The sequence below is a fragment of the Ottowia beijingensis genome, from assembly GCF_042680925.1.
Taxonomy (GTDB): domain Bacteria; phylum Pseudomonadota; class Gammaproteobacteria; order Burkholderiales; family Burkholderiaceae_C; genus Ottowia; species Ottowia beijingensis.
This window is the reverse complement of the sequence record NZ_JBHUEP010000007.1, coordinates 295,437-315,417: the sequence shown is the minus strand read 5'-3', so window position 1 is coordinate 315,417 and position 19,981 is coordinate 295,437. Positions and strand designations below refer to the sequence as shown.

The window sequence follows — 19,981 nt, the reverse complement described above, 5'->3', positions numbered from 1 at the left end:
GGTCAATGAAAGTCGCGGCTCGTCGTCAGCCCGGCGATGCGGCCGAGCAGCGGCGTGAGATCGACAAAGCGCTGCGCGATGAGATGGCGCACGTGGCCGCCGCTGTCCTGGCCGATCTGCCATTCGCCCTGCACGGCCAGCAGGCGCGAGCGCAGCAGGGCGTTGCGCTGATCTTCGGCCACCCGCACGCTTTTCCAGACGATGACGTTGACGGGGCCGGTCTCGTCTTCCAGCGTGACGAAGATGGTGCCCTTGGCGGTGCCGGGCTGCTGCCGGCCGATGACGATACCGCAGGCGCGCACCTGCTCGCCGTGCCGGGCGGCCTTCAACTCCTGGGCGCTGCGCAGGCGCCAGCGGGCCAGGCGCGGGCGCAGCAGCGCCAGCGGGTGGCGCCGCAGCGTCAGGCCGAGGGCGGCGTAGTCGTGCACGATTTCTTCGCCTTCCGGCGCGGCGGGCAGCACGAGCGCGTCCTCGTCGATGGGCGCGTCGCGCAGCAGTTCCGGTGCTGACTTGAGGGCCGCGCCCTGCCACACCTGCTGGCGGCGGTGGCCGGCCAGGGTGATGAGCGCGTCGGCGGCGGCGAGCTGGTTGAGTGCCTTCACGTCCAGTTGCGCGCGGCGCGCGAGGTCATCGACGCTGGTGAACGGCCGCTCGGCGCGCGCTTGCTCGATGCGCCGGGCGGCGGCTTCGTTCAAGCCCTGCGCCAGGCGCAGGCCCAGGCGGACGGCAGGTCTTGCCGTTTCTCTTGCTGGGGTAAGGCTGGGATGGGTGCCGGCGGATTGGCGGGTGGCGCGGGGTGGCCCCCACCCCGGCCCTCCCCCAGCGGGGGAGGGAGAAAAATAAGCTTCATTTTCAATAGCGTGTTGCGCTTTCTGGGTAAGGTCCCGAGGCAAATTTGATTCAAAAAAAGGCTGCGCATCTTCAACCGCCTGCCCCTCACCCCAGCCCTCTCCCGCAAGCGGGAGAGGGGGCGATAGCCGCCCGTGCCGCAGCGGATGGGCTTGCTCCCTCGCCCCTCTGGGGAGAGGGCTGGGGTGAGGGGCCGACGGCGCGGCCATCGGCCACGGGGCTGACCCCCACCCCGGCCCTGCCCCAGCGGGGGAGAGAGCCAAGACAGCCTCCTCCAGCGCGCAATCCCACCCGCTCACCGTCACATCCGGCGGCAGCACGACGACGCCGTGGCGCCTGGCGTCCTGAACCAGTTGCGCCGGGCCATAGAAACCCATCGGCTGCGAATTGAGCATCGCCGCCAGAAACGCCTCGGGCTCGTGGCACTTGAGCCAGCTGCTTTCGTAGGCGATCAGGGCAAAGCTGTAGGCGTGGCTTTCGGGGAAGCCGTATTCGCCGAAGCCTTCGATCTGCCTGAAGATGCGCTCGGCGTATTCCAGCTCATAGCCGTTGCGCCGCATGCCCTGGATGAGGCGTTCGCGGTGCGGCCCCAGACCGCCCTTGCGCTTCCAGGCGGCCATGTCGCGGCGCAACCGGTCGGCATCCTCGGCGCTGTAGTCGGCGGCGATCATGGCGACTTCCATGACCTGCTCCTGAAAAATCGGAATGCCCAGCGTGCGCCTGAGCGCCTTGGCCAGGCGGGGCTGGCATTCCGGGTCGTCAGGATCGGCCGGGTTGGGCGCGGGGTCGTTGGTCGAACGATCGTAGGTGATGGGCAGACCGCGCCGCCGACGCTCGCGCGCCTTCAGGTACGGGTGCACCATGCCGCCGCTGATCGGCCCCGGCCGCACGATGGCGACTTCGACCACCAGGTCGTAGAAGGTGGTGGGCTTCAGGCGCGGCAGCATGCTCATCTGCGCGCGGCTTTCGATCTGGAAGGTGCCCACGGTGTCGGCGCGGCGGATCATGCGGTAGGTTTCCGGACATTCGCTCTGGATATCGGAGCGCGTGAACGGCCTGCCACGCCGACGCGAGACCATTTCAAGGCAGCGCCGCATGGCCGTGAGCATGCCCAGTGCCAGCACGTCGACCTTCATCAGGCCCAGCGCGTCGAGGTCGTCCTTGTCCCACTGGATGACTTGCCGCAGCGCGGGGCGCGGCGGCAGCCAGCGTTCCAGTTCCGGGCAGATCGCGTGGGCGCTGGCGGGTGCTTCACCTTCTGCGTCGGGGTCGGCCCACTGCACGGGATCGCCTTCCATGGCCGCGTTTTCCAGCGGCACCAGGCGGTGCAAGGGCGTTTCGGTCAGCACGAAGCCGCCGACGTGCTGGCTCAGGTGGCGCGGCGCGCCGCGCAGCTGCTCGGTCAGTTGCAGCCACAGGCTGGCCAGCGCGGGCGTGATGGCGGCGCCGACCGTGGCCGCCAGATCGCCCAGGCGGTGCGCGGCCAGGCCGTCGTCGAACCAGTGGTGATCCTTGGCGAAGGCGTCGATCAGCCGCTCGTCCACGCCCAGCGCGCGGCCCACGTCGCGCAGGGCGCTGCGCCTTCTGTAGCAGATGACCGTGGCGCTCAAAGCGGCGCGGCTGCGGCCGTATTTGCGGTAGATGTACTGGATGACTTGTTCGCGCCGCTCGTGCTCGAAATCGACGTCGATGTCGGGCGGCTCGTTCTGGCGCGCCTTGCTGATGAAGCGCTCCAGCAGCGGGTTGGATTTTTCGGGGTCGGCGGCGGTGATGCCCAGGCAATAGCAGACGACCGAATTGGCCGCCGAGCCGCGCCCCTGGCACAGGATGCCCTGCCCTCTTGCCCAGCGCACGATGTCGTGCACGGTGAGGAAGAACATCTCGTACCGGCATTCCTCGATCAGGGCGAGTTCCTTGTCGATGAAGCCTTGAATGCGCGGCGGCACGCCTTTGGGAAAGCGCCAGGCGGCGCCTTCGCGGGTCAGTTGCGCCAGGGTTTCGGTCGGCGTCAGGCCCTCGATGACCGCCTCTTCCGGATAGTTGTATTGGATTTCGTCCAGCTCGAACGCGCAGCGCGCGGCCACCGCCAGCGTGGCGGCCAACAGGTCGGGCGGGTACACCGCCGCCAGCCGCTCGCGCGGGCGCAGGTGGCGCTCGGCGTTGGCTTGCAGCGCGAAACCGCAGGCGTGCACCGGTTGGCCGACGCGGATGGCGGTCATCACGTCGTGCAGGCGTTTGCGCGCGCGCACGTGCATGTGCACGTCGCCGGCCGCCGCCAGCGGCCAGCCGGTGGCGGCGGACAGCGCGCGCAGCTGCGCCAGCCAAAGGGCATCGTCGGCGCCACCGTGCAGCTCGGCCAGCAGCGTGATTTTTGAATCAAATGGGCCGCTGACGCTTGTCTGTAAAGCGCAGTCAGCTATTGAATCGATAGCTTTCGACCCCTCCTTCGCCGGCGCCCACAGCAGCGCGCAGCGCCGCAGTGCGGCCAGCGCCTGGGCCAGCGGCGGCAGCGCGTGGTGCCCCTTGGGCGCGGCGCGGCGACAGGCGGTGATGAAGCTGCACAGGTCGCCCCAGCTGTGCAGATCGCGCGCGATCGCCACCAGCGTGCCCTGGCCGTCGAAGCGGAATTCGCTGCCGAAAAGCAGTTGCAGCGGCGCACTCACGCCGGCGGCGCGGCGCGCGGCGCGCACGGCGCTCAGTTCGTCGTCGAACGCATCGCCGGGCTCGGGTGCGCGGGCGCAGACCTTGTGCGCGCTCCAGGCGCGCACCACGCCGGCCACCGAGCACTCGTCGGTGATGGCCAGCGCCGTGTAGCCCAGCGCCCAGGCGCGGCGCACCAGCTCTTCGGGGCTTGAGGCGCCGCGCTGGAAGCTGAAGTGGGTGAGGCAGTGCAGTTCGGCGTAGGGCGGCGGCTCGGTTGCTTCTTTTTCTGTAGCTTGTTGCGCAGTCTGGATGCCGACCAGCGGCTGATTTTTCTTCAAGAACCGGGCGCGATGGCGCCGCGCCCAGTCGGCGCGTTCGGCCAGTTCCTTGTGGCTCGGCTCAGGCATACAGGCCGTGCAGGAACCAGCGCGGTCCGGCGGCGCTCGGCGCCGCCGACGTGGCGCGTTCGCGGTAGACCCACAGCAGTTCGGCCGCCGGGTTCTGGGCGATGTAGTAGTCGCGCGCGGCGACAGGGGCGCCGGGTGCGGCAGGGTCGGGCCACCAGCCGGTTTCGACGCGGCGCGGGCCGGCCAGCAGGCGCAGCGGGCCGTGGTGGCAGGGCTGGCCGCCTTCGGCCACCTCCAGCGGCAGCGGTTCGCGCAGCAGCCAGGTGGGGGCGAGCGCGTCGGGGAGAAGGCTGTGCCACGAGGTTGCGGCTCCCTCACCCCGACCCTCTCCCGCCCGGCGGGAGAGGGAGTAAGCAGCCCCGGGCGATGCCACCGCTTGCTCCCTCGCCCCTTTGGGGAGAGGGCTAGGGTGAGGGGCCAGCGGCGCGGCCATGGTCAACGGTGGCGACCCCCACCCCAGCCTTCCCCCAGCGAGGGAAGGAGGAAAGTTTGCTTCATTTTCAATAGCGAACTGCGCTTTATCAGCAACGATCAGAGGCTGATTTGGTTCAAAAAACGGCTGCGCATCTTTAGTTGCTTTCCCCTCACCCCAGCCCTCTGCCGCCGGCGGGAGAGGGGGCAGTGGGCGCCCGTGCGGCAGCGGATGAGTTTGCGCCCTCGCCCCTTTGGGGAGAGGGCTGGGGTGAGGGGCTGGCGGCGGTGGCATGGCTGACGGGGGCTGCCCCCATCCCAGCCTTCCCCCAGCGGGGGAAGGAGCCATGTCCTTGGGCCGCTTTCCGGATCGCTTCTGCGCCGTGGGACTGGCCGCCGGCGACGGCCGGCCAGGCTCGGCCGCCTGCCAGCCCTGCATGCACTCCGGCCGATGATCGGCCTGCAGCACGGGCGCTTGCACGCTGCCGACGCCCAGCCGCGCGCTGACGCGTTCGATGAAGACGTGCAGCGGATCGCCGCTGCGCTGGTCTTCGGGCAGAAAGCTCACCGTGGGCGCGACCCAGGGCGCGGTGTCCAGGCTGCGCAGGCGCAGGCCGTTCGCCGGCGCCAGCAGGCTGACGTGCGCCAGCCGCTCGGCCAGCAGGCGGCGCAGGTGCACCATGGCCTGCCCCGGCTCGGCCGTGCCGATGACGAGCGATTGCGTGGGCGGCAGCGCGCGGCCGTCCAGGCGCTTCAGGTCGAGCGTCCATTCCAGCTCGAACGCCAGCACGCCCAACTGGCGCGCGCGCAGCCACAGCTGTAGCAAAGTGAGCAGGCGGTTGGCCGACCACATCAGCGCCGGGGCGTCGTCCGCGCGCTGGGGCAACTCGAGCCGCTGGTCGAAGCGCTCGGGCAGCGTGAGCCAGGGGTAGCTTTCAGGCGCCAGGCCCCAGGCGATGTCGAGCGCGCGGCGCAACTCGGCGCCGAAGCGCCGCACCATCGGCGCGCGCGGCAAGGCGTGCACATCGCCCCAGGTGCGGCAGCCCAGCCGCGCGAACAGGGGCAGGTGCGGCTGCGCGGCCGTGAGCGTGGCCAGCGGCAACGCGGCGGGCCGGTCGGCAGGCAGCGCCTGCCTGCCCGAGCGCAGGCGCAACAGGGCGATTGCTACCAATCCAGTAGCTTCCTGCGCTTGCTGCACAACGGCTGGCGCCGGATTTGATTCATTAATGCGGCGCATCAGCGCCTTCAGGCCGCCCCACAGCCGCAGGCTGGCCGAGACTTCGAGCAGCAGCGCCTCGTCCACCCAGGCCACGTGCGGCGTGAACTGCAAGGCCCACCAGCCGAGCGCCTCGCGCGTGGGCGCCGCGCCGACGGGCGGCGCCGCAGCCGCGGGCAGGCCATCGCCCGCCACGCTGCCCTCAGGCGGCCACTGCAAGGCGATCCAGTGCATGGCTCTCTTCTTTCTTCGTGTCCAGCGACCGCACCTTCCCGCCGCCCGGCCCGGCCGCGCCCGCTGGCGCGCTGGCGGCCAGCAGCGCGCGCAGCCGTGGCGCCTGCGCCGGCAGCTGCAAGGGCGCATCGAGCGGCGGCCCGCGGCGCTTGAGGATGTCGACGCACAGCGCTGGTGCCAGCGCCTGCCGCGCCGCGTCGGGGTGCCCCGCGCCGTGCACGGGCGCCGCCGCCGGCACGCCCACCCGCAGGCGCAGCCGCGCGCAGGAGCCGGCCGCCCCGGCGGCCTGCGGCCGCAGCACGAACAGCAGGCTGTCGGCACGCAGCGCGGCCGCCGCGTGCAGGCGGCGCAGATCGCCGGCGCGCGCGCGCGGCAGCCAGGCCCGCACGGCGGCCACGTCGGCGCAGCGCAGCGCCTGCTCGCTGGCCCACAGTGGCGCCACCGGCGTTTCGCCGCGCACCCACAGCACGGATGAGGCGGGGAGCCCCGCCGCCGCGAACGCGGGCAGAAACGGCTCGTGCGGCGGATTGACCAGCACCACCGCCCCGCCGCTGGCCTGCTGGCGCGCCACCACGGCCGGCAGCAGCAACGACCACACGGGCGCATCGCGCGCCGGCTGCAGCAATTCGATCAGCGCGCCCAGCGGCCAGCCGCCGCCGGGCAGTTCGGCATCCAGCGCGGCGTGGCCGCTGGCCACCGTGCCCACGGCCGCGCCCGCCAGCTCATCGGCACGCCAGACGCTGGCGCCAAGGGCGGATGGCAGGGACGACAGACAGGACGAGGCAGACATTTCAACCGCATGAAAACAACGCAAATAACTGTTGTTTTATACAGTCTTTTGGCCCATCTGTCACCCGCCGCGAGCGAGCCAAAAAACAGGAGCAGCCGGCGCTTATCGGTCGCCGCTTGCGCGCCGGGTCACCGTCAAGGCCACCAGCCGAGAGACCACGCCGGCGATGTACATCACGCCCGCCAGCTCCTCCAGCATGACCAGCGCGCGGCCCATGGGCTTGACCGGCGCGATGTCGCTCAAGCCCACGCCGGCCAGCGTGGTGAAGCTGAGAAACAGCAACTCGAACCAGGTGCGCGGTTCGCCCGGTCGCACCGCCGCCGGGAAGGTGCCCGGCACCAGCAGTTGGCAGGCCATGTACAGGTGCGCGAAGGCCCAGGCCAGCACGGTGAAGGTGGCGCCAGCGGCCATCAGCTCGTCGGTGGTGGCGGTGTCGTCCTGCAGAAGGTAGGCGATCAGCGCGCCGGCCGCGTACAGGTAGAACAGCGCCTCCAGCACCGAGATAAGCAGCAGCAGGTGCGTGCCCGGCGACACCCACTGCCACATCCACAGCACCAGCACGCTGGCCGCCAGCCCCATGGCCCAGCTGTTGGCGGCCGGGCTCTGGCGCACCACGCGCAGCGCCATGCCCAGCACCAGCAGCCCGAACAGGCTGAGCACCACCTGCCCCACGCGCCCGGTGCGGCCGTCGTCCAGCAGCGCATACATCACCACCCCCACCAGTTGCACCGCCAGCAGGGCCGACGAGGGGTAGTGGCGCAGGCGCCGCAGCAGGCGAAGGGGCTGGATCATGGCGCGATTGTCGCCAAGGTCTGCTTGCCGGCTTGCGCCACAATCGGCAGCAATGAACCGACCGATCCGCCACCAGTACGAAGATTTCATGCGCCACGTGCACGAGCACGGCGTGGCCAAGGCCGACCGCACCGGCACGGGCACCAAAAGCGTGTTCGGCTACCAGATGCGCTTCGACCTGAGCGAGGGCTTTCCGCTGGTCACCACCAAGAAGGTGCACCTGAAAAGCATCATCTACGAGCTGCTGTGGTTCCTGCGCGGCGACGGCAACGCACGCTGGCTGCAGGAGCGCGGCGTGACCATCTGGGACGAATGGGCCAAGCCCGATGGCGACCTCGGCCCCGTGTACGGCGTGCAGTGGCGATCGTGGCCCAGGGCCGATGGCACGCACATCGACCAGATCGCGCAGGTGGTGAACACGCTCAAGACCAACCCCGATTCGCGCCGCATCATCGTGAGCAGCTGGAACGTGGCCGAACTCGACCAGATGGCGCTGATGCCCTGCCACGCGTTCTTCCAGTTCTACGTGGCAGATGGCAGGCTGAGCTGCCAGCTCTACCAGCGCAGCGCCGATATCTTTCTGGGCGTGCCCTTCAACATCGCCAGCTACGCGCTTCTGACGCACATGCTGGCGCAGCAGTGCGACTTGGCCGTGGGCGATTTCATCTGGACGGGCGGCGACTGCCACATCTACGCCAACCATGAAGAGCAGGTGAAAGAGCAGCTCAGCCGCGCGCCCTTCCCCTACCCCACGCTCACGATCCGCCGTCGCCCGCCGTCGATCTTCGATTACGAATTCGACGATTTCGAGGTGCAGGGCTACCAGCACCACGCGGCCATCAAGGCGCCGGTGGCCGTCTGAGATTTTTCAAGACAAATCGGCCTCCAGCGCTGATTCAGCAAGCGCAACCAGCTATCAATAACGAAGTAACCGAATGACCGATCTGTTATCGCTTTACCGCACCATGGTGCGCATCCGCGCCTTCGAGGACGCGGCCGAAATCGCCAGCCAGGGCGGCGTCGCCGCCTGGGGCAAGCAGGCCTCGGCCACGCCCGCGCTGGTGCGCGGCCCGCTGCACCTGTCCACCGGGCAGGAGGCCGTGGCCGCCGGCGTGTGCGCGCACCTGAAACCCGCCGACCTGCTGACCAGCACGCACCGCGGCCACGGCCACACGCTGGCCAAGGGCGCCGACCCGACGAAGATGATGTGCGAACTGTTCGGCCGCGCCACCGGCTACAACGGCGGCAAGGGCGGCTCGATGCACATTGCCGACTTCTCCGTCGGCATGCTGGGCGCCAACGGCGTGGTGGCGGCCGGCCTGCCGATTGCCGTGGGCGCGGCGCAGGGCCTGAAGATCCGCGGGCAGGACGCCATCGCCGTGTGCTTCTTCGGCGACGGCGCCATCAACCGCGGGCCCTTCATGGAGGCGCTGAACTGGGCCGTGGTCTACCACCTGCCCGTGCTCTTCGTGTGCGAGGACAACCGCATCAGCGCCACCACCGCCAGCGCGCCCATGACCGCCGGCCCCGGCGCCAGCGCACGCGCGGCGTCGATGGGCATTGCCGCCGTGCAGGTCGACGGCACCGACGTGCAGGCCGTGAGCCAGGCCGCGGGCGAGCTGATCCGCGAGATCCGCACCGGCAGCGGCCCGCGCCTGCTGCACGCGCTGACGGACCGGCACAAAGGCCACGTCTCGGTCGACCCCGGCACCTACCGCGACCCGAAGGACGTGCAGGCCGCCCTGGCGCGCGACGGCATCGCCCGCACGCGCGCGCAACTCGTCGCGCAGGGCCACACAGCGCAGGTCGAGCAGATCGAGCGCGAGGCGCAAACCGAGATCGACGCCGCCGTGGCCACTGCCACGGCCGCCCCGCTGCCCGACAAGGCGCAGGCGTACACCGACATCCAGACCACCGGCGAAGGAGTGTGGGCATGAATATCTCCAGGCTCCCCCCTGAGTCGCCTTCGGCGCCTTCCCCCCTGAGGGGGGACGCACCCGACGACCGGGGAAACCCCGGCCGTGGGTGCCCGCGCATGGCCTGCTCCGCGGCCGTTGGGCTCGTCGGATTTTGTGCAACCTGGACCGTATGAACCCCATGAAACTTGAGATGACTTACGCCCAGGCCGCCGCGCTCGCGCTGTCGCAGGCCATGGAAGCCGACCCGCACGTCATCGCCCTGGGCGAAGACCTGGGAAGAGGCGGCGTGTTCGGCCAGTACCGCGATGAAGCCGGTGCGCCGCTGGTGCAGCGCTTCGGTGCCGATCGCATCATCGACACGCCGATTTCAGAAAGCACCATCGTCGGCGCCGCCGTGGGCATGGCGCTGGCCGGCTGCAAGCCAGTGGTGGAACTGCGCGTGGTCGACTTCGCGCTGTGCGCCATCGACGAAGTCGTCAACCAGGCTGCCAAGAACCGCTACATGTTCGGCGGCCAGGGCCGCGTGCCCATGGTGATGCGCATGCCCATCGGCATCTGGTCATCGTCCGCCGCGCAGCACAGCCAGTCGCTGGAGGCGTGGTTCGCGCACATTCCGGGGCTGGTCGTCGTCACGCCTTCCACACCCGCCGACAACCACGGCCTGCTGCTGGCCGCGCTGGCCTCGGGCGACCCGGTCGTCTACATGGAGCACAAGGAACTGTGGGCCACGCCCGGCCCCGTGACGCCCGGCGAAGTCGTGCCGCTGGGCAAGGCGCGCGTGGCGCGCGAAGGCAGCGACGTGACTATCGTCAGCTGGTCGCGGCAGATGCAGTCCTGCCTGGACGCCGCCGAGCAGCTGGCCACGCAAGGCGTGCAGGCCGAGGTGATCGACCTGCGCACCATCTGGCCGTGGGACAAGGCCGCCGTGCTGGCCAGCGTGGCCAAGACGGGCCGCCTGCTGGTGGCGCACGAGGCCATCCGCGTGGCCGGCTTCGGCGCCGAGATCGCGGCCACGGTGGCCGAGGAGACCGGCGCCAAAGTCGCCCGGCTGGGCGCGCCGCGCATCCCCGTCGGCTACGCGCCCACGCTGGAGGCCGAGGCGCGCGTCAGCGCCGCACAGGTCGCGGCCGCCGCGCAAAAGCTCGCCGCATGACACGCCCCCGCATCGGCCTCATCTGGGCGCAGGCGCGCAATCGCGTCATCGGCAAGGATGGCGTCATGCCCTGGCATCTGCCAGAAGACTTGGCCCACTTCAAGCGCACCACGCTGAGCCACCCGGTCATCATGGGGCGCAGGACCTGGGACTCGATCCCGCCCAGGTTCCGCCCCCTGCCCGGCCGCACCAACATCGTCGTCACGCGGCAGAAAGATTGGCAAGAAAACGGCGCCCAACGCGTACCCAGCCTGCGCGAGGCGCTACAACAATGTGAGAATTCCGAACAGGTCTGGGTCATCGGCGGCGCGCAAATCTACGCCCAGGCCCTGCCCCTGGCCGATGAACTGGTGGTGACCGAAATCGACGCCGAGGTCGACGGCGACGCCTTCGCCCCCGCCATCGGCCCCGAATGGCACGAGGTCGCGCGCGAAGAGATCGCCGCCGCCAACGGCCAGCCCCTGGCCTTCGTCACCTGGCGCAGAAGCGGTCGCACCGGCGATTGACCCTTCACCCGTGTCGGGCGCGCAGGCCGCCCACAATGGCCTTTCACGCCATTCGACACAAGGAGTGCGTCATGGCCAAAGCGTCATTCAAGGTTGGCGACCACGTGCGCTGGAACTCCGAAGCCGGCCACGTGAGCGGGCACATCACCAAGGTGCACCAGCAGGACTTCGACTGGAAGGGCTACACGCACCACGCCAGCGCCGACGACCCGCAGTACGAAATCAAGAGCGACAAGACCGATCACGTCGCGGTGCACAAGGGGGCGGCGCTGCACCACGTCGCCCAGTAGCGCCATGCCGGCGCGCCTGCCCTACTTCACCATCGGCCATTCCACACTGTCCGTCGACGAACTGGCCGCGCGCCTGAAGGCGGCCAAGGTCACGCGCCTGATCGACGTGCGCACCATTCCACGCTCGCGCACCAACCCGCAGTTCAACCAGGACGTGCTGCCCGCTGCGCTGGCGCCGCACGGCATCGCCTACGAAGCCATGGCCAGCCTGGGCGGGCGCCGCAGCCTGCAGCGCAACGTGGCGCCGGAGGTGAACGGCTTCTGGGACCACCGCAGCTTTCACAACTACGCCGACTACGCGCTGCAACCCGCCTTTCGCGAAGGCCTGGCCGAACTGCGCACCAAAGGCCAGCGCGAGCACTGCGCCGTCATGTGTTCCGAAGCCGTCTGGTGGCGCTGCCACCGCCGCATCATCGCCGACCACCTGCTGGCAGCGGGCGAGGACGTGCGGCACATCATGGAGGGCCGGATCGAGGCAGCGCACCTGACGGCCGGCGCGCAAATCGGTGCCGACGGTCAGATCAGCTACCCCGGGCCATCGGGCGCCTGAAGAACCCTGCGCCGACCATCTTGAACAGGCCGTGGGCAGTTCCTGTCATTGAACGCTCGGAAGAGAACTCAGCGCGCCGCGGATCGACGGGCGCAGCGCTGGCCTATGCCAGTGTTCGGGTATCGATGACGAAGCGGTATTTCACGTCGCCCCGGATCATGCGCTCGTAGGCGTCGTTGATCTGGTCGGCGCGGATCATCTCGATGTCGGCCACGATGCCGTGCTGCGCGCAGAAGTCCAGCATTTCCTGCGTTTCCGGGATGCCGCCGATCATCGAGCCGGCCAGGCTGCGGCGCTTGGTGATCAGGTTGAACACGCCGGGCGATGGGTGCGGCGTGGCCGGGGCGCCGACCAGCGTCATCACGCCGTCGCGTTTGAGCAGCGCGAAGAACGGGTCGAGGTCGTGCGGCGCCGCGACGGTGTTGAGGATGAAGTCCAGGCTCTGCGCATGCGCGGCCATTTCATCAACATGGCGCGAGACGACCACCTCGTCGGCGCCCAGCGCCCGCGCCGCCGCGCGCTTGGATTCGGACGTGGTGAAGGCCACCACCCGCGCGCCCATGGCCTTCGCGAGCTTGATGCCCATGTGCCCCAGCCCGCCGATGCCGACCACGCCCACCTGGTGACCCGGGCCGACCTTCCAATGGCGCAGCGGCGAATAGGTGGTGATGCCCGCGCACAGCAGCGGCGCCACGGCCGCAAGGTCGCTTTCAGCATGGCGCACGCGCAGCACATAGCGTTCGTGCACCACGATCTTCTGCGAGTAGCCGCCCAGCGTGTGGCCCGGCGCGTCGGGCGTGGGGCCGTTGTAGGTGCCGACCATGTGGTCGCAGTAGTTCTCCAGCCCGTCGTGGCAGTCGGCGCAGGTCTTGCACGAATCGACGATGCAGCCGACGCCGACCAGATCGCCCACCTGGAAGCCGAGCACGCCCGGCCCGACGGCCGAGACGCGCCCCACGATTTCGTGCCCCGGCACGCACGGGTACAGGGTGCCGGCCCATTCCGAGCGCACCTGATGGATGTCGGAATGGCACACGCCGCAAAAGGCGATGTCGATCTGCACGTCGTGCGCCCCGGGGGTGCGGCGCGTGATGTCGAGCGGCTGCAGTGGCGCTTGCCCGGCATGGGCACCATAGGCCTTGACGTTCATCATGATGGGTCTTTCGTGTGGAAGGTGGATCAGGGTGCGGTGAAGCGGACACGCGCCTGCACCGGCCCCAGCGCCTGGGCCAGCCCGCCGGGCTGCTGCACCCGGCCAATGCGGGTATAGCGGTAGCTGGAGGACAAGTCCTCGTAGAACACGACCAGCGTGTCGTCGCCGTAGAGCAGCACGTCGCCGGCGCGGATGGTGCCGATGCGACTGGCGTTGGCGGGCAAGGCACGCGGCAGGCGGGCGTGCTTCTCGTTGCCGTTCAGCTCCGCCATGTCGAGCGAGAGCGGCAGCAGCGCACCCAGGGCGCGCGCGGCGGGGTTGTCTTCGAGCGCGACGGCATAGCGCTGCTCACCGATGGTCATCCACATGCTTCGCTCCTGTGTGGCGCGCGCGGGCGGGCCGAGCAGCAGCCCCACGCCAGCCGCCAGCGCACGGCGCCGGGTGATCTTGGGCTGGGCTGTTGTCGTATTCATGTTGCTGCGTGCATCGCGGCGGGCGGGTCTTCTCCGGGCTCGATCCAGCGGATGAAGCGGGCCGGCACACCGCCCACGATGGCGTTGGGGGGGCACGTCTTTCGTCACCACCGCGTTGGCGGCCACCACGGCATTTTCGCCAATCGTCACGCCCGGCATCACCGACACCGCCGCGCCCAGCCAGGCGCCGCGTTCGATGACGATGGGTGCGCAATAGGTGGCGCGGCGCCTGGCCGGATCCAGCGGATGGTTGATGGTGACCAGGTTGACCTTGGGCCCGATCAGCACGTCGTAGCCGATCGTGATGCCGCCGCGGTCCATGAATTCGCAGGCGTGGTTGACGAACACGTTGCGGCCGACGCGGATGTTCTTGCCGAAGTCGGTGTAGAACGGCTGCATCAACCAGAACGACGCATCGACCGGCACGCCCGTCAGGCGCTCGAACAGCGCCCGCATGTCTGCGGGGCTGCGGTAGCCGGTGTTCATCTCGGCGACGATCTGCTGCGCCTCGGTGATCAGGGCGGCGATCTTCGCGTAGTCGGGGTCGGTGATGGCGATCACCTCGCCGGCCCGCTCGCGCTCGAAGATGTCGCGCGCGTTCATGCCAGGCTCTGCTTGAAGAAGGTGTCCAGTCGGTCGAACGGAATCCTGGCCAGGTTGTCGTACAGATCCACGTGGTCGGCGTCCGGCACCACCAGCAACTCCTTCGGCCCGGTGGCGGCTTGGTACACATCGTCGGAGTAGTAGCGCGAGTGCGCCTTGTCGCCCGTCACCAGCAGGATCGGGCGCGGCGCGATCATGTCGATGTGGGCCGCCAGCGGAAAGCCGAAGAAGGCCATGGGCGTGGTCGCCGTCCAGGCGGTGGTGGAGTTGATCGAGCGCGGGTGAAAGCCGCGCCGGGTGCGGTAGTAATTGAAGAAAGCGGTGAGCACCGGGTCGGCTTCGGGCGGCAGCTTCTCCGGCAGCACGCGCGTGCCCTTAACGATGCGGCCTTGTTCATCGAAAGGCACTTCGTGCAGGCCCAGCGCGGGCTGGCCGCTCTCGGCATCGGCCCAGCGCTGCTGGCTCAGGTAGTCGATGACCTGCTGGCGCTGGGCGCGCGTGTAGCTATCCTGGTGCGCACGGCTCATGCTGCGCGACATGTCGTACATGGCCGAGGTGGCCACGGCCTTGATGCGCGAATCGGCCGACGCGGCCGTCAGCGCCATGCCGCTCAGGCCGCAGATGCCGATGGCGCCGATGCGGGTGCGGTCCACCCCCGGCAGCAGGCCGATGGCATCGACGGCGGCGCTGAAGTCCTCGGTGAAGATGTCGGGCGAGGCCACGTTGCGCACCACGCCGCCGCTTTCGCCCGTGAAGGACGGGTCGAACGCCAGCGTGACGAAACCGCGTTCGGCCAGCGTCTGTGCGTACAGCCCGGCCACCTGCTCCTTGACCGCGCCGAACGGGCCGCTGATCACCAGCGCCGGGCGCTTGCTGCCCGCCGCGCCCTTGGGCTGTTAGAGGTCGGCAGCGACGGTGATGCCGTAGCGGTTGCCGAACGTGATCTTGCGGTGATCGACGCGGGAGCTTTTCGGGAAGACTTTGTCCCAGTGCCGGGTCATGGTGCGCGCTCCTGCAGAGTGGGTCTGGGCGCCCGCGGACGTGGCCTGCAGCGCCGTCGCGGCGGCGGCGGTGAACGAGGCGGCGCCTTGCAGGGCGCGGCGGCGGGACATGGTGGGGGTCATGGGTGAACTCCTGTCGTGCGGCGCCCGAAGGGCCGATGGGAGGAATTCTGGGCGCGCGGCGAAGCCCTGACTAGATGATGAATGCTTATTCAGCTTATTAGTTTTTCTTGATAATCAACGCCATGGCACGCCGCAACCTCAATGACCTGCTGGCCTTCGTGACCGTGGCGCGCGAGGGCAGCTTCACGCGCGCCGCCGCCGCACTGGGCGTCACCCAATCGGCGCTCAGCCAGGCCGTGCGCGGGCTGGAGGAGCGCCTGCAGATTCGCCTGCTGACGCGCACCACGCGCAGCGTGGCACCCACGGTGGCGGGCGAGCGGCTGGCCAAGGCCATCGGCCACCGCTTCGACGAGATCGAAGCCGAACTCGACGCACTCACCGAATTGCGCGACAAGCCCGCCGGCCTGGTGCGCATCACCGCCGGCGAGGGGCCGCTGAACTCGATCCTGCTGCCCAAACTGCTGCCGCTGGTGCGCGAATATCCGGACATCACGCTGGAACTGGACATGCACTACGGCTTTCGTGACATCGTGGCCGATCGCTTCGACGCCGGCGTGCGCATGGGGCAAACCATCGACAAGGACATGATCGCCGTGCCTATCGGCCCGCCGCTGCGCATGGCGGTGGTCGGCTCGCCGGCCTACTTTGCCGAACACGGCAAGCCGCGCGCGCCGCAGGATCTGACGGTGCACCGCTGCATCAATCAGCGCATGGTCAGCTCGGGCGGGTTGTACGTGTGGGATTTCGCACGCCGCGGCCAACGGGTGAACGTGCGGGTCGACGGGCCGCTGATCTTCAACACCACGCCACCGCAGATTGACGCCGCGCTGGCGGGCCTGGGCCTGACGCTGCTGCCTGAGGACGAGCTGTCGCCGCACCTTCAGGATGGCAGCCTGGTGCGCGTGCTGCAGGACTGGTGCCCGCCATTCGACGGCTACCACCTCTACTACCCCAGCCGCCGCCAGCCTTCGCCGGCGTTCAGCCTGGTGGTGGAGGCGCTGCGCTGGCGCGAGGCGGCACGTTCATGACGCGCGTGTAGTCATTGCCAGAAACTTGCCCGATCGACGTCAGAAGACGGTGAGCGCGGGTGTTCGCCGCACCCAGGCCGTGCGGCCACGCAGGCGCGACTTCGGCCTGGGGTGATGGCTCAGCGTACGATCGACCCCCATGAATCCACTCGCCAACGCCCTCAAATCCGAGATCGCCCGGGTCGCGCGCAAGGAACTCAAGGATGAGTTGCTCGCCCTGCGAAAGGTCACCACCACCCATCGTTCCGAAATTGCCGCGCTCAAGCGCGAAGTCAAGGCCTTGCGCGCGCAGCTCAAGACCCATGAGAAGGCCATCGGCCAACTGCCGGCGGCAGCGCCCGCTGCCGAGGCGCCTTCGGGGCGCCAGCTGCGCTTCAGCGCCGAGGGCTTCGCGGCCCAGCGGGCGCGGCTGGGGCTGTCGCAGGTGCAGATGGCGCAATTGCTAGGCGCGTCCGCGCTGTCGGTCTACAAGTGGGAATCCGGCAAGGCGCATCCGCGCGCCGCGCAGCTCGAGCGCATCGCCTCCATTCGCCAATTGGGCAAGCGCGAGGCCCTCGCGCGCCTCACGGCCGGGCAAGGTGGCTGAGATGCGCATCACCACCTGGAACGTCAACTCCCTCACCGCCCGCCTGCAGCACGTGCTGGACTGGCTGGCCGCCAACCCGGTCGACGTGCTGGCGCTGCAGGAACTGAAGATGACGGACGACAAGTTTCCGCTCGAGATGCTGCGCGAGATCGGCTACGAATCCGCCGTGTTCGGGCAGAAGACATACAACGGCGTGGCCCTGCTGTCGCGCACGCCGGTGGCCGACGTGGGACGCAACATTGTCGGTTTCAGCGACGAGAACTCACGCGTGATTGCCGGCACCGTGGATGCGCCGGGCGGGCCGCTGCGCATCGTCAACGGCTATTTCGTCAACGGCCAAGCGCCGGGCACCGACAAGTTCGACTACAAGATGAGCTGGCTGCGCGGCCTGCGTGACTGGCTGCGCGAGGAGCTGGCGGCGCACCCGCGCCTGGTGCTGCTGGGCGACTTCAACATCGCGCCGGAAGACCGCGACAGCTACGACCCGGTGGGGCTGGCCGAGACGATCCACCACACGACTGAGGAGCGGGAGCACTTCAAGGCGCTGCTCGGCCTGGGCCTCACCGATGCCTTCCGCCTGTTCGAGCAGCCGGAGAAGAGCTATTCGTGGTGGGACTACCGCATGCTCGGCTACCAGAAGAACCGCGGCCTGCGCATCGACCACATCCTGGTCAGCGAACCGCTGGTGCCGCTGGTCAGCGCCTGCAGCATCGACCGCACGCCGCGCAAGTGGCCCAAGCCGAGCGACCACGCGCCGGTGACGGTGGAACTACTGGGCTGAAGGCGCCGCGGCGCCGCTCAGGCCGCACGCGGCGACAGCGCCAGCGCCTGGGCCTCGTCCGCCGGGGCGCGCAACAGCAGCAGCCGCATGACAGCTTCGGCCAGGTTGCACAGCGTCTGGTTCTGCGCCGGGGTCAGCGTGCGTGGCTTGGTGTCGAGCACGCACACGGTGCCCATGACCAGACCTTGCGGGGTCACCAGCGGCGCGCCAGCGTAGAAGCGCAGGCCCGGCTCGCCGAGGACCATGGGGTGCATGGCGACGCGCGGATCGTTCAGCGCGTCCTGGATCACCGTCATGTGGTAGGGCGAATGCAACGCGTGCTGGCAGAACGACAGCTCCAGCGGCATGAAGGCGACCTCCAGGCCAAAGCTGCCCTGCAGCCATTGCGTGTGGTCGTCCAGCAGCGTGACGGCGGCAATGGGCGCATCGCACACCTGCGCCGCCATGCGGGCGATCAGCTGGAACAGGTCGTCGCCCTGGTGGTGCAGGGCATCGAGGCGGGCCAGCTCCAGCGTGCGCAGCCATCCTGCGACGTCGGTCTCCACCACCGGCGGGCGTGCAGGCGCCACCACCTGGGTGGGCACGGGCGGCAGCGCCAGGGGCAGCTTGACCACGGCCGCGGCGCCCAGTCGAATCACGGGCGCCGATGCGCGCTCGGCAGGCCGAGATGCGGCGGGCGGGTTGGCTGGGCTCCGGTTTCCGAACAGGAGCCGCAGGGCTGAAACAGGCATGGCGGATGCGAAAAAAGTACTGTCGTGCTCTTTTGGTTCGAATCCCATTGTGCCCTGCATCCAGACGGCGACCGGCAGGGCCCATCTGGCTGGCGTGAACTATTCCACCGTTTGCGCGGGGCCGCACCACCGCCTGCCCGGCAGGATGCCTCCGGCCGAATTCACGCCGGCTCGTCGTCGAGGCCCAGTTCCTGGATCTTGCGCGTGATGGTGTTGCGGCCGATGCCGAGCCTTTGCGCCGCCTCGATGCGCCGGCCGCGGGTGGTGACCAGCGCGGCTTCGATGAGCTGGGTTTCGACCTGGTGCATCAGCTGGTCCCACACGCCGGGCTGGCCGCTGGCCAGCAGGCGCATGGCCTCGGCCCGCAGGCCTTGCGGCCAGCCGTCCGGCGCGGCGGGCGGAACGGGTGCCGGCAAGGCGCCCGTGTCGAGCGGCTCGACCGGCGCCTGAGATATCGCAGCAAAATCAGCCTCCATCGTCATGGATACGGCGCTGGCAGCTATGGTTTCGATAGTTTCCAGTGCCCTGTCGGCCACGGGAAGCTGCGCGGCGCCCAGCACCTCGGGCGGCAGATCCTTGAACTCGATGACCTGCGCCGGGGCCATCACCGTCAGCCAGTGGCAGATGTTCTCCAACTGGCGCACGTTGCCCGGAAAGTCGAACCCCGCCAGCCGCGCCAGCGCCGCGTCGGCAAAGCGCTTGGGCTCCACGCCCAGCTGTCGCGCGCTCTGCTGCAGAAAATGCCGCGCCAGCGCGGGCACGTCGGCACGCCGCTCGCGCAGCGGCGGCAGGCGCAGGCGAATCACGTTCAGGCGGTGGAACAGGTCTTCGCGGAAGCTGCCGTCCTTCACCCGCTGCTCCAGGTTCTGGTGCGTGGCGGCGATCACGCGCGCGTTGGTCTTCACGGCGCTGTGGCCGCCGACGCGGTAGAACTGGCCGTCGGACAGCACGCGCAGCAGCCGCGTCTGCAGATCGAACGGCATGTCGCCGATCTCGTCGAGGAACAGCGTGCCGCCGTCGGCCTGCTCGAAGCGGCCGCGCCGCATGGTCTGCGCGCCGGTGAAGGCGCCGCGCTCGTGGCCGAACAGCTCGCTCTCCAGCAAATCCTTGGGAATCGCCGCCGTGTTGATGGCCACGAACGGCCCGCCGGCGCGCGGCGAATGCTTGTGCAGCGCGCGCGCCACCAGCTCCTTGCCGCTGCCCGATTCGCCGGTGATCAGCACCGTGACGTTGCTCTGCGACAGCCGGCCGATGGCGCGGAACACGTCCTGCATGGCCGGGGCCTGGCCCAGCATCTCGGGCGCCACAGTCTGCTGCTCGGCGGCGACCTCCTCGCGCTGGCTCTCGGCCACGGCGCGGTGGATCAGCTCGACCGCCTTGGGGATGTCGAACGGCTTGGGCAGGTATTCGAAGGCGCCGCCCTGGAAGGCCGACACGGCGCTGTCGAGGTCGGAGAAGGCCGTCATGATGATCACCGGCAGGCCCGGCAGGCGCTGCTTCACCTGGCCCAGCAGGTCGAGCCCGCTGCCGCCCGGCATGCGGATGTCGCTGACCAGCACCTGCGGCGGTTCGGCCTCGTCCTCCAGCGCGTTCAGCACCTCGCGCGGGTTGGTGAACGAGCGCGTGGCCAGCGATTCGCGCGACAGCGCCTTCTCCAGCACGAAGCGGATGGACTGGTCATCGTCCACGATCCAGATGGGTTTCATCAGTGTTCCCGGTTGTTCATTGCCGCACGGCTTGCT

Annotated in this window: 19 protein-coding genes and 2 pseudogenes; 9 read left to right on the top strand and 12 right to left on the bottom strand. The window is 69.4% G+C overall.

Translation table 11 applies throughout. The features are described from left to right. Positions 1-2 precede the first annotated feature (2 nt). From ACFSCU_RS10910 to ACFSCU_RS10895, 5 genes and pseudogenes are all read right to left on the bottom strand, one after another. Positions 3-3,449, bottom strand: a complete 3,447-nt coding sequence (locus ACFSCU_RS10910; RefSeq protein ID WP_417629396.1) for a helix-hairpin-helix domain-containing protein — start codon at positions 3,447-3,449, stop codon at positions 3-5. Between the two features lie 3 nt (positions 3,450-3,452). Beyond that, a pseudogene (locus ACFSCU_RS18945) lies at positions 3,453-3,803 on the bottom strand (PHP domain-containing protein); the annotation flags it as partial. Positions 3,804-3,891: 88 nt separating this feature from the next. Then, a complete protein-coding gene (locus ACFSCU_RS10905) occupies positions 3,892-5,760 on the bottom strand; it encodes a DNA polymerase Y subunit UmuC family protein (RefSeq protein ID WP_377560677.1) in 1,869 nt (622 codons plus the stop codon). Further along, entirely contained in the window at positions 5,729-6,550 is an 822-nt protein-coding gene (gene imuA / locus ACFSCU_RS10900; RefSeq protein ID WP_377560676.1) for a translesion DNA synthesis-associated protein ImuA, read from the bottom strand. The genes ACFSCU_RS10905 and imuA overlap by 32 nt, the downstream gene beginning before the upstream one ends. A 102-nt stretch (positions 6,551-6,652) precedes the next feature. Beyond that, positions 6,653-7,342, bottom strand: coding sequence for an ion channel (locus ACFSCU_RS10895; RefSeq protein ID WP_180551231.1), 690 nt, complete (start codon positions 7,340-7,342; stop codon positions 6,653-6,655). 52 nt (positions 7,343-7,394) lie between these two features. Between ACFSCU_RS10895 and ACFSCU_RS10890 the strand changes: the two genes are divergently transcribed. The 6 genes from ACFSCU_RS10890 (at position 7,395) to ACFSCU_RS10865 (ending at position 11,760) form a co-directional block, all read left to right on the top strand. Then, positions 7,395-8,204 (top strand): thymidylate synthase, encoded by an 810-nt coding sequence (locus ACFSCU_RS10890; protein WP_180551230.1) that lies wholly within the window; start codon positions 7,395-7,397, stop codon positions 8,202-8,204. A gap of 73 nt (positions 8,205-8,277) precedes the next feature. Next, the gene (locus ACFSCU_RS10885) at positions 8,278-9,279 is read left to right on the top strand and encodes a thiamine pyrophosphate-dependent dehydrogenase E1 component subunit alpha (protein ID WP_257645853.1); all 1,002 of its coding nucleotides are present in this window, start codon (positions 8,278-8,280) and stop codon (positions 9,277-9,279) included. Positions 9,280-9,439: 160 nt separating this feature from the next. Then, the gene (locus tag ACFSCU_RS10880) at positions 9,440-10,414 is read left to right on the top strand and encodes an alpha-ketoacid dehydrogenase subunit beta (protein ID WP_377560673.1); all 975 of its coding nucleotides are present in this window, start codon (positions 9,440-9,442) and stop codon (positions 10,412-10,414) included. Next, positions 10,411-10,920, top strand: coding sequence for a dihydrofolate reductase (locus tag ACFSCU_RS10875; protein WP_377560671.1), 510 nt, complete (start codon positions 10,411-10,413; stop codon positions 10,918-10,920). The genes ACFSCU_RS10880 and ACFSCU_RS10875 overlap by 4 nt, the downstream gene beginning before the upstream one ends. A 71-nt stretch (positions 10,921-10,991) precedes the next feature. Further along, positions 10,992-11,210 (top strand): hypervirulence associated TUDOR domain-containing protein, encoded by a 219-nt coding sequence (locus ACFSCU_RS10870; protein ID WP_333707660.1) that lies wholly within the window; start codon positions 10,992-10,994, stop codon positions 11,208-11,210. 4 nt (positions 11,211-11,214) lie between these two features. Beyond that, complete coding sequence (locus ACFSCU_RS10865; protein WP_257646220.1) at positions 11,215-11,760, top strand: DUF488 domain-containing protein; 546 nt, start codon at positions 11,215-11,217, stop codon at positions 11,758-11,760. A gap of 103 nt (positions 11,761-11,863) precedes the next feature. Here ACFSCU_RS10865 and ACFSCU_RS10860 read toward each other — a convergent pair whose 3' ends face one another. From ACFSCU_RS10860 to ACFSCU_RS10840, 5 genes and pseudogenes are all read right to left on the bottom strand, one after another. Next, positions 11,864-12,910, bottom strand: coding sequence for an NAD(P)-dependent alcohol dehydrogenase (locus tag ACFSCU_RS10860; RefSeq protein WP_377560916.1), 1,047 nt, complete (start codon positions 12,908-12,910; stop codon positions 11,864-11,866). 29 nt (positions 12,911-12,939) lie between these two features. Further along, positions 12,940-13,386 carry a cyclophilin-like fold protein gene (locus ACFSCU_RS10855; protein WP_377560669.1) on the bottom strand — a complete coding sequence of 149 codons (447 nt, stop codon included), beginning with the start codon at positions 13,384-13,386 and terminating at the stop codon, positions 12,940-12,942. Continuing rightward, positions 13,383-13,989 (bottom strand): annotated as a pseudogene (locus ACFSCU_RS10850) (DapH/DapD/GlmU-related protein). Before ACFSCU_RS10850 ends, ACFSCU_RS10855 begins: the two are co-directional and overlap by 4 nt. Next, on the bottom strand, positions 13,986-14,846 hold the full coding sequence (locus ACFSCU_RS10845) for an alpha/beta hydrolase (RefSeq protein WP_377560667.1): 861 nt from the start codon (positions 14,844-14,846) through the stop codon (positions 13,986-13,988). The pseudogene ACFSCU_RS10850 and the gene ACFSCU_RS10845 overlap by 4 nt, the downstream one beginning before the upstream one ends. 39 nt (positions 14,847-14,885) lie before the next feature. Continuing rightward, positions 14,886-15,113 carry a hypothetical protein gene (locus ACFSCU_RS10840; protein WP_257645849.1) on the bottom strand — a complete coding sequence of 76 codons (228 nt, stop codon included), beginning with the start codon at positions 15,111-15,113 and terminating at the stop codon, positions 14,886-14,888. A gap of 122 nt (positions 15,114-15,235) precedes the next feature. Here ACFSCU_RS10840 and ACFSCU_RS10835 point away from each other — a divergent pair, with 122 nt between their 5' ends. From ACFSCU_RS10835 to xth, 3 genes are all read left to right on the top strand, one after another. Continuing rightward, the gene (locus tag ACFSCU_RS10835) at positions 15,236-16,141 is read left to right on the top strand and encodes a LysR family transcriptional regulator (RefSeq protein WP_180551228.1); all 906 of its coding nucleotides are present in this window, start codon (positions 15,236-15,238) and stop codon (positions 16,139-16,141) included. 139 nt (positions 16,142-16,280) lie between these two features. After that, positions 16,281-16,727 carry a helix-turn-helix domain-containing protein gene (locus ACFSCU_RS10830; RefSeq protein WP_180551227.1) on the top strand — a complete coding sequence of 149 codons (447 nt, stop codon included), beginning with the start codon at positions 16,281-16,283 and terminating at the stop codon, positions 16,725-16,727. Position 16,728: 1 nt separating this feature from the next. Beyond that, the gene (gene xth / locus ACFSCU_RS10825) at positions 16,729-17,508 is read left to right on the top strand and encodes an exodeoxyribonuclease III (protein ID WP_333707653.1); all 780 of its coding nucleotides are present in this window, start codon (positions 16,729-16,731) and stop codon (positions 17,506-17,508) included. Between the two features lie 17 nt (positions 17,509-17,525). Here the strand turns inward: xth and ACFSCU_RS10820 are convergent, their stop codons facing one another. Then, positions 17,526-18,146, bottom strand: a complete 621-nt coding sequence (locus tag ACFSCU_RS10820; protein WP_333707651.1) for a GAF domain-containing protein — start codon at positions 18,144-18,146, stop codon at positions 17,526-17,528. Between the two features lie 254 nt (positions 18,147-18,400). Beyond that, positions 18,401-19,945, bottom strand: a complete 1,545-nt coding sequence (gene ntrC, locus ACFSCU_RS10815) for a nitrogen regulation protein NR(I) (RefSeq protein ID WP_180551225.1) — start codon at positions 19,943-19,945, stop codon at positions 18,401-18,403. Positions 19,946-19,981 lie beyond the last annotated feature (36 nt).

Excerpts from the sequence above, each read along its gene's own strand:
- ACFSCU_RS10905 (WP_377560677.1), bottom strand. The coding sequence starts at position 5,760 with ATGCACTGGATCGCCTTGCAGTGGCCGCCTGAGGGCAGCGTGGCGGGC.
- imuA (WP_377560676.1), bottom strand. The coding sequence starts at position 6,550 with ATGTCTGCCTCGTCCTGTCTGTCGTCCCTGCCATCCGCCCTTGGCGCC.
- ACFSCU_RS10895 (WP_180551231.1), bottom strand. The coding sequence starts at position 7,342 with ATGATCCAGCCCCTTCGCCTGCTGCGGCGCCTGCGCCACTACCCCTCG.
- ACFSCU_RS10890 (WP_180551230.1), top strand. The coding sequence starts at position 7,395 with ATGAACCGACCGATCCGCCACCAGTACGAAGATTTCATGCGCCACGTG.
- ACFSCU_RS10885 (WP_257645853.1), top strand. The coding sequence starts at position 8,278 with ATGACCGATCTGTTATCGCTTTACCGCACCATGGTGCGCATCCGCGCC.
- ACFSCU_RS10880 (WP_377560673.1), top strand. The coding sequence starts at position 9,440 with ATGAAACTTGAGATGACTTACGCCCAGGCCGCCGCGCTCGCGCTGTCG.
- ACFSCU_RS10875 (WP_377560671.1), top strand. The coding sequence starts at position 10,411 with ATGACACGCCCCCGCATCGGCCTCATCTGGGCGCAGGCGCGCAATCGC.
- ACFSCU_RS10870 (WP_333707660.1), top strand. The coding sequence starts at position 10,992 with ATGGCCAAAGCGTCATTCAAGGTTGGCGACCACGTGCGCTGGAACTCC.
- ACFSCU_RS10865 (WP_257646220.1), top strand. The coding sequence starts at position 11,215 with ATGCCGGCGCGCCTGCCCTACTTCACCATCGGCCATTCCACACTGTCC.
- ACFSCU_RS10860 (WP_377560916.1), bottom strand. The coding sequence starts at position 12,910 with ATGAACGTCAAGGCCTATGGTGCCCATGCCGGGCAAGCGCCACTGCAG.
- ACFSCU_RS10855 (WP_377560669.1), bottom strand. The coding sequence starts at position 13,386 with ATGAATACGACAACAGCCCAGCCCAAGATCACCCGGCGCCGTGCGCTG.
- ACFSCU_RS10840 (WP_257645849.1), bottom strand. The coding sequence starts at position 15,113 with ATGACCCCCACCATGTCCCGCCGCCGCGCCCTGCAAGGCGCCGCCTCG.
- ACFSCU_RS10835 (WP_180551228.1), top strand. The coding sequence starts at position 15,236 with ATGGCACGCCGCAACCTCAATGACCTGCTGGCCTTCGTGACCGTGGCG.
- ACFSCU_RS10830 (WP_180551227.1), top strand. The coding sequence starts at position 16,281 with ATGAATCCACTCGCCAACGCCCTCAAATCCGAGATCGCCCGGGTCGCG.
- xth (WP_333707653.1), top strand. The coding sequence starts at position 16,729 with ATGCGCATCACCACCTGGAACGTCAACTCCCTCACCGCCCGCCTGCAG.
- ntrC (WP_180551225.1), bottom strand. The coding sequence starts at position 19,945 with ATGAAACCCATCTGGATCGTGGACGATGACCAGTCCATCCGCTTCGTG.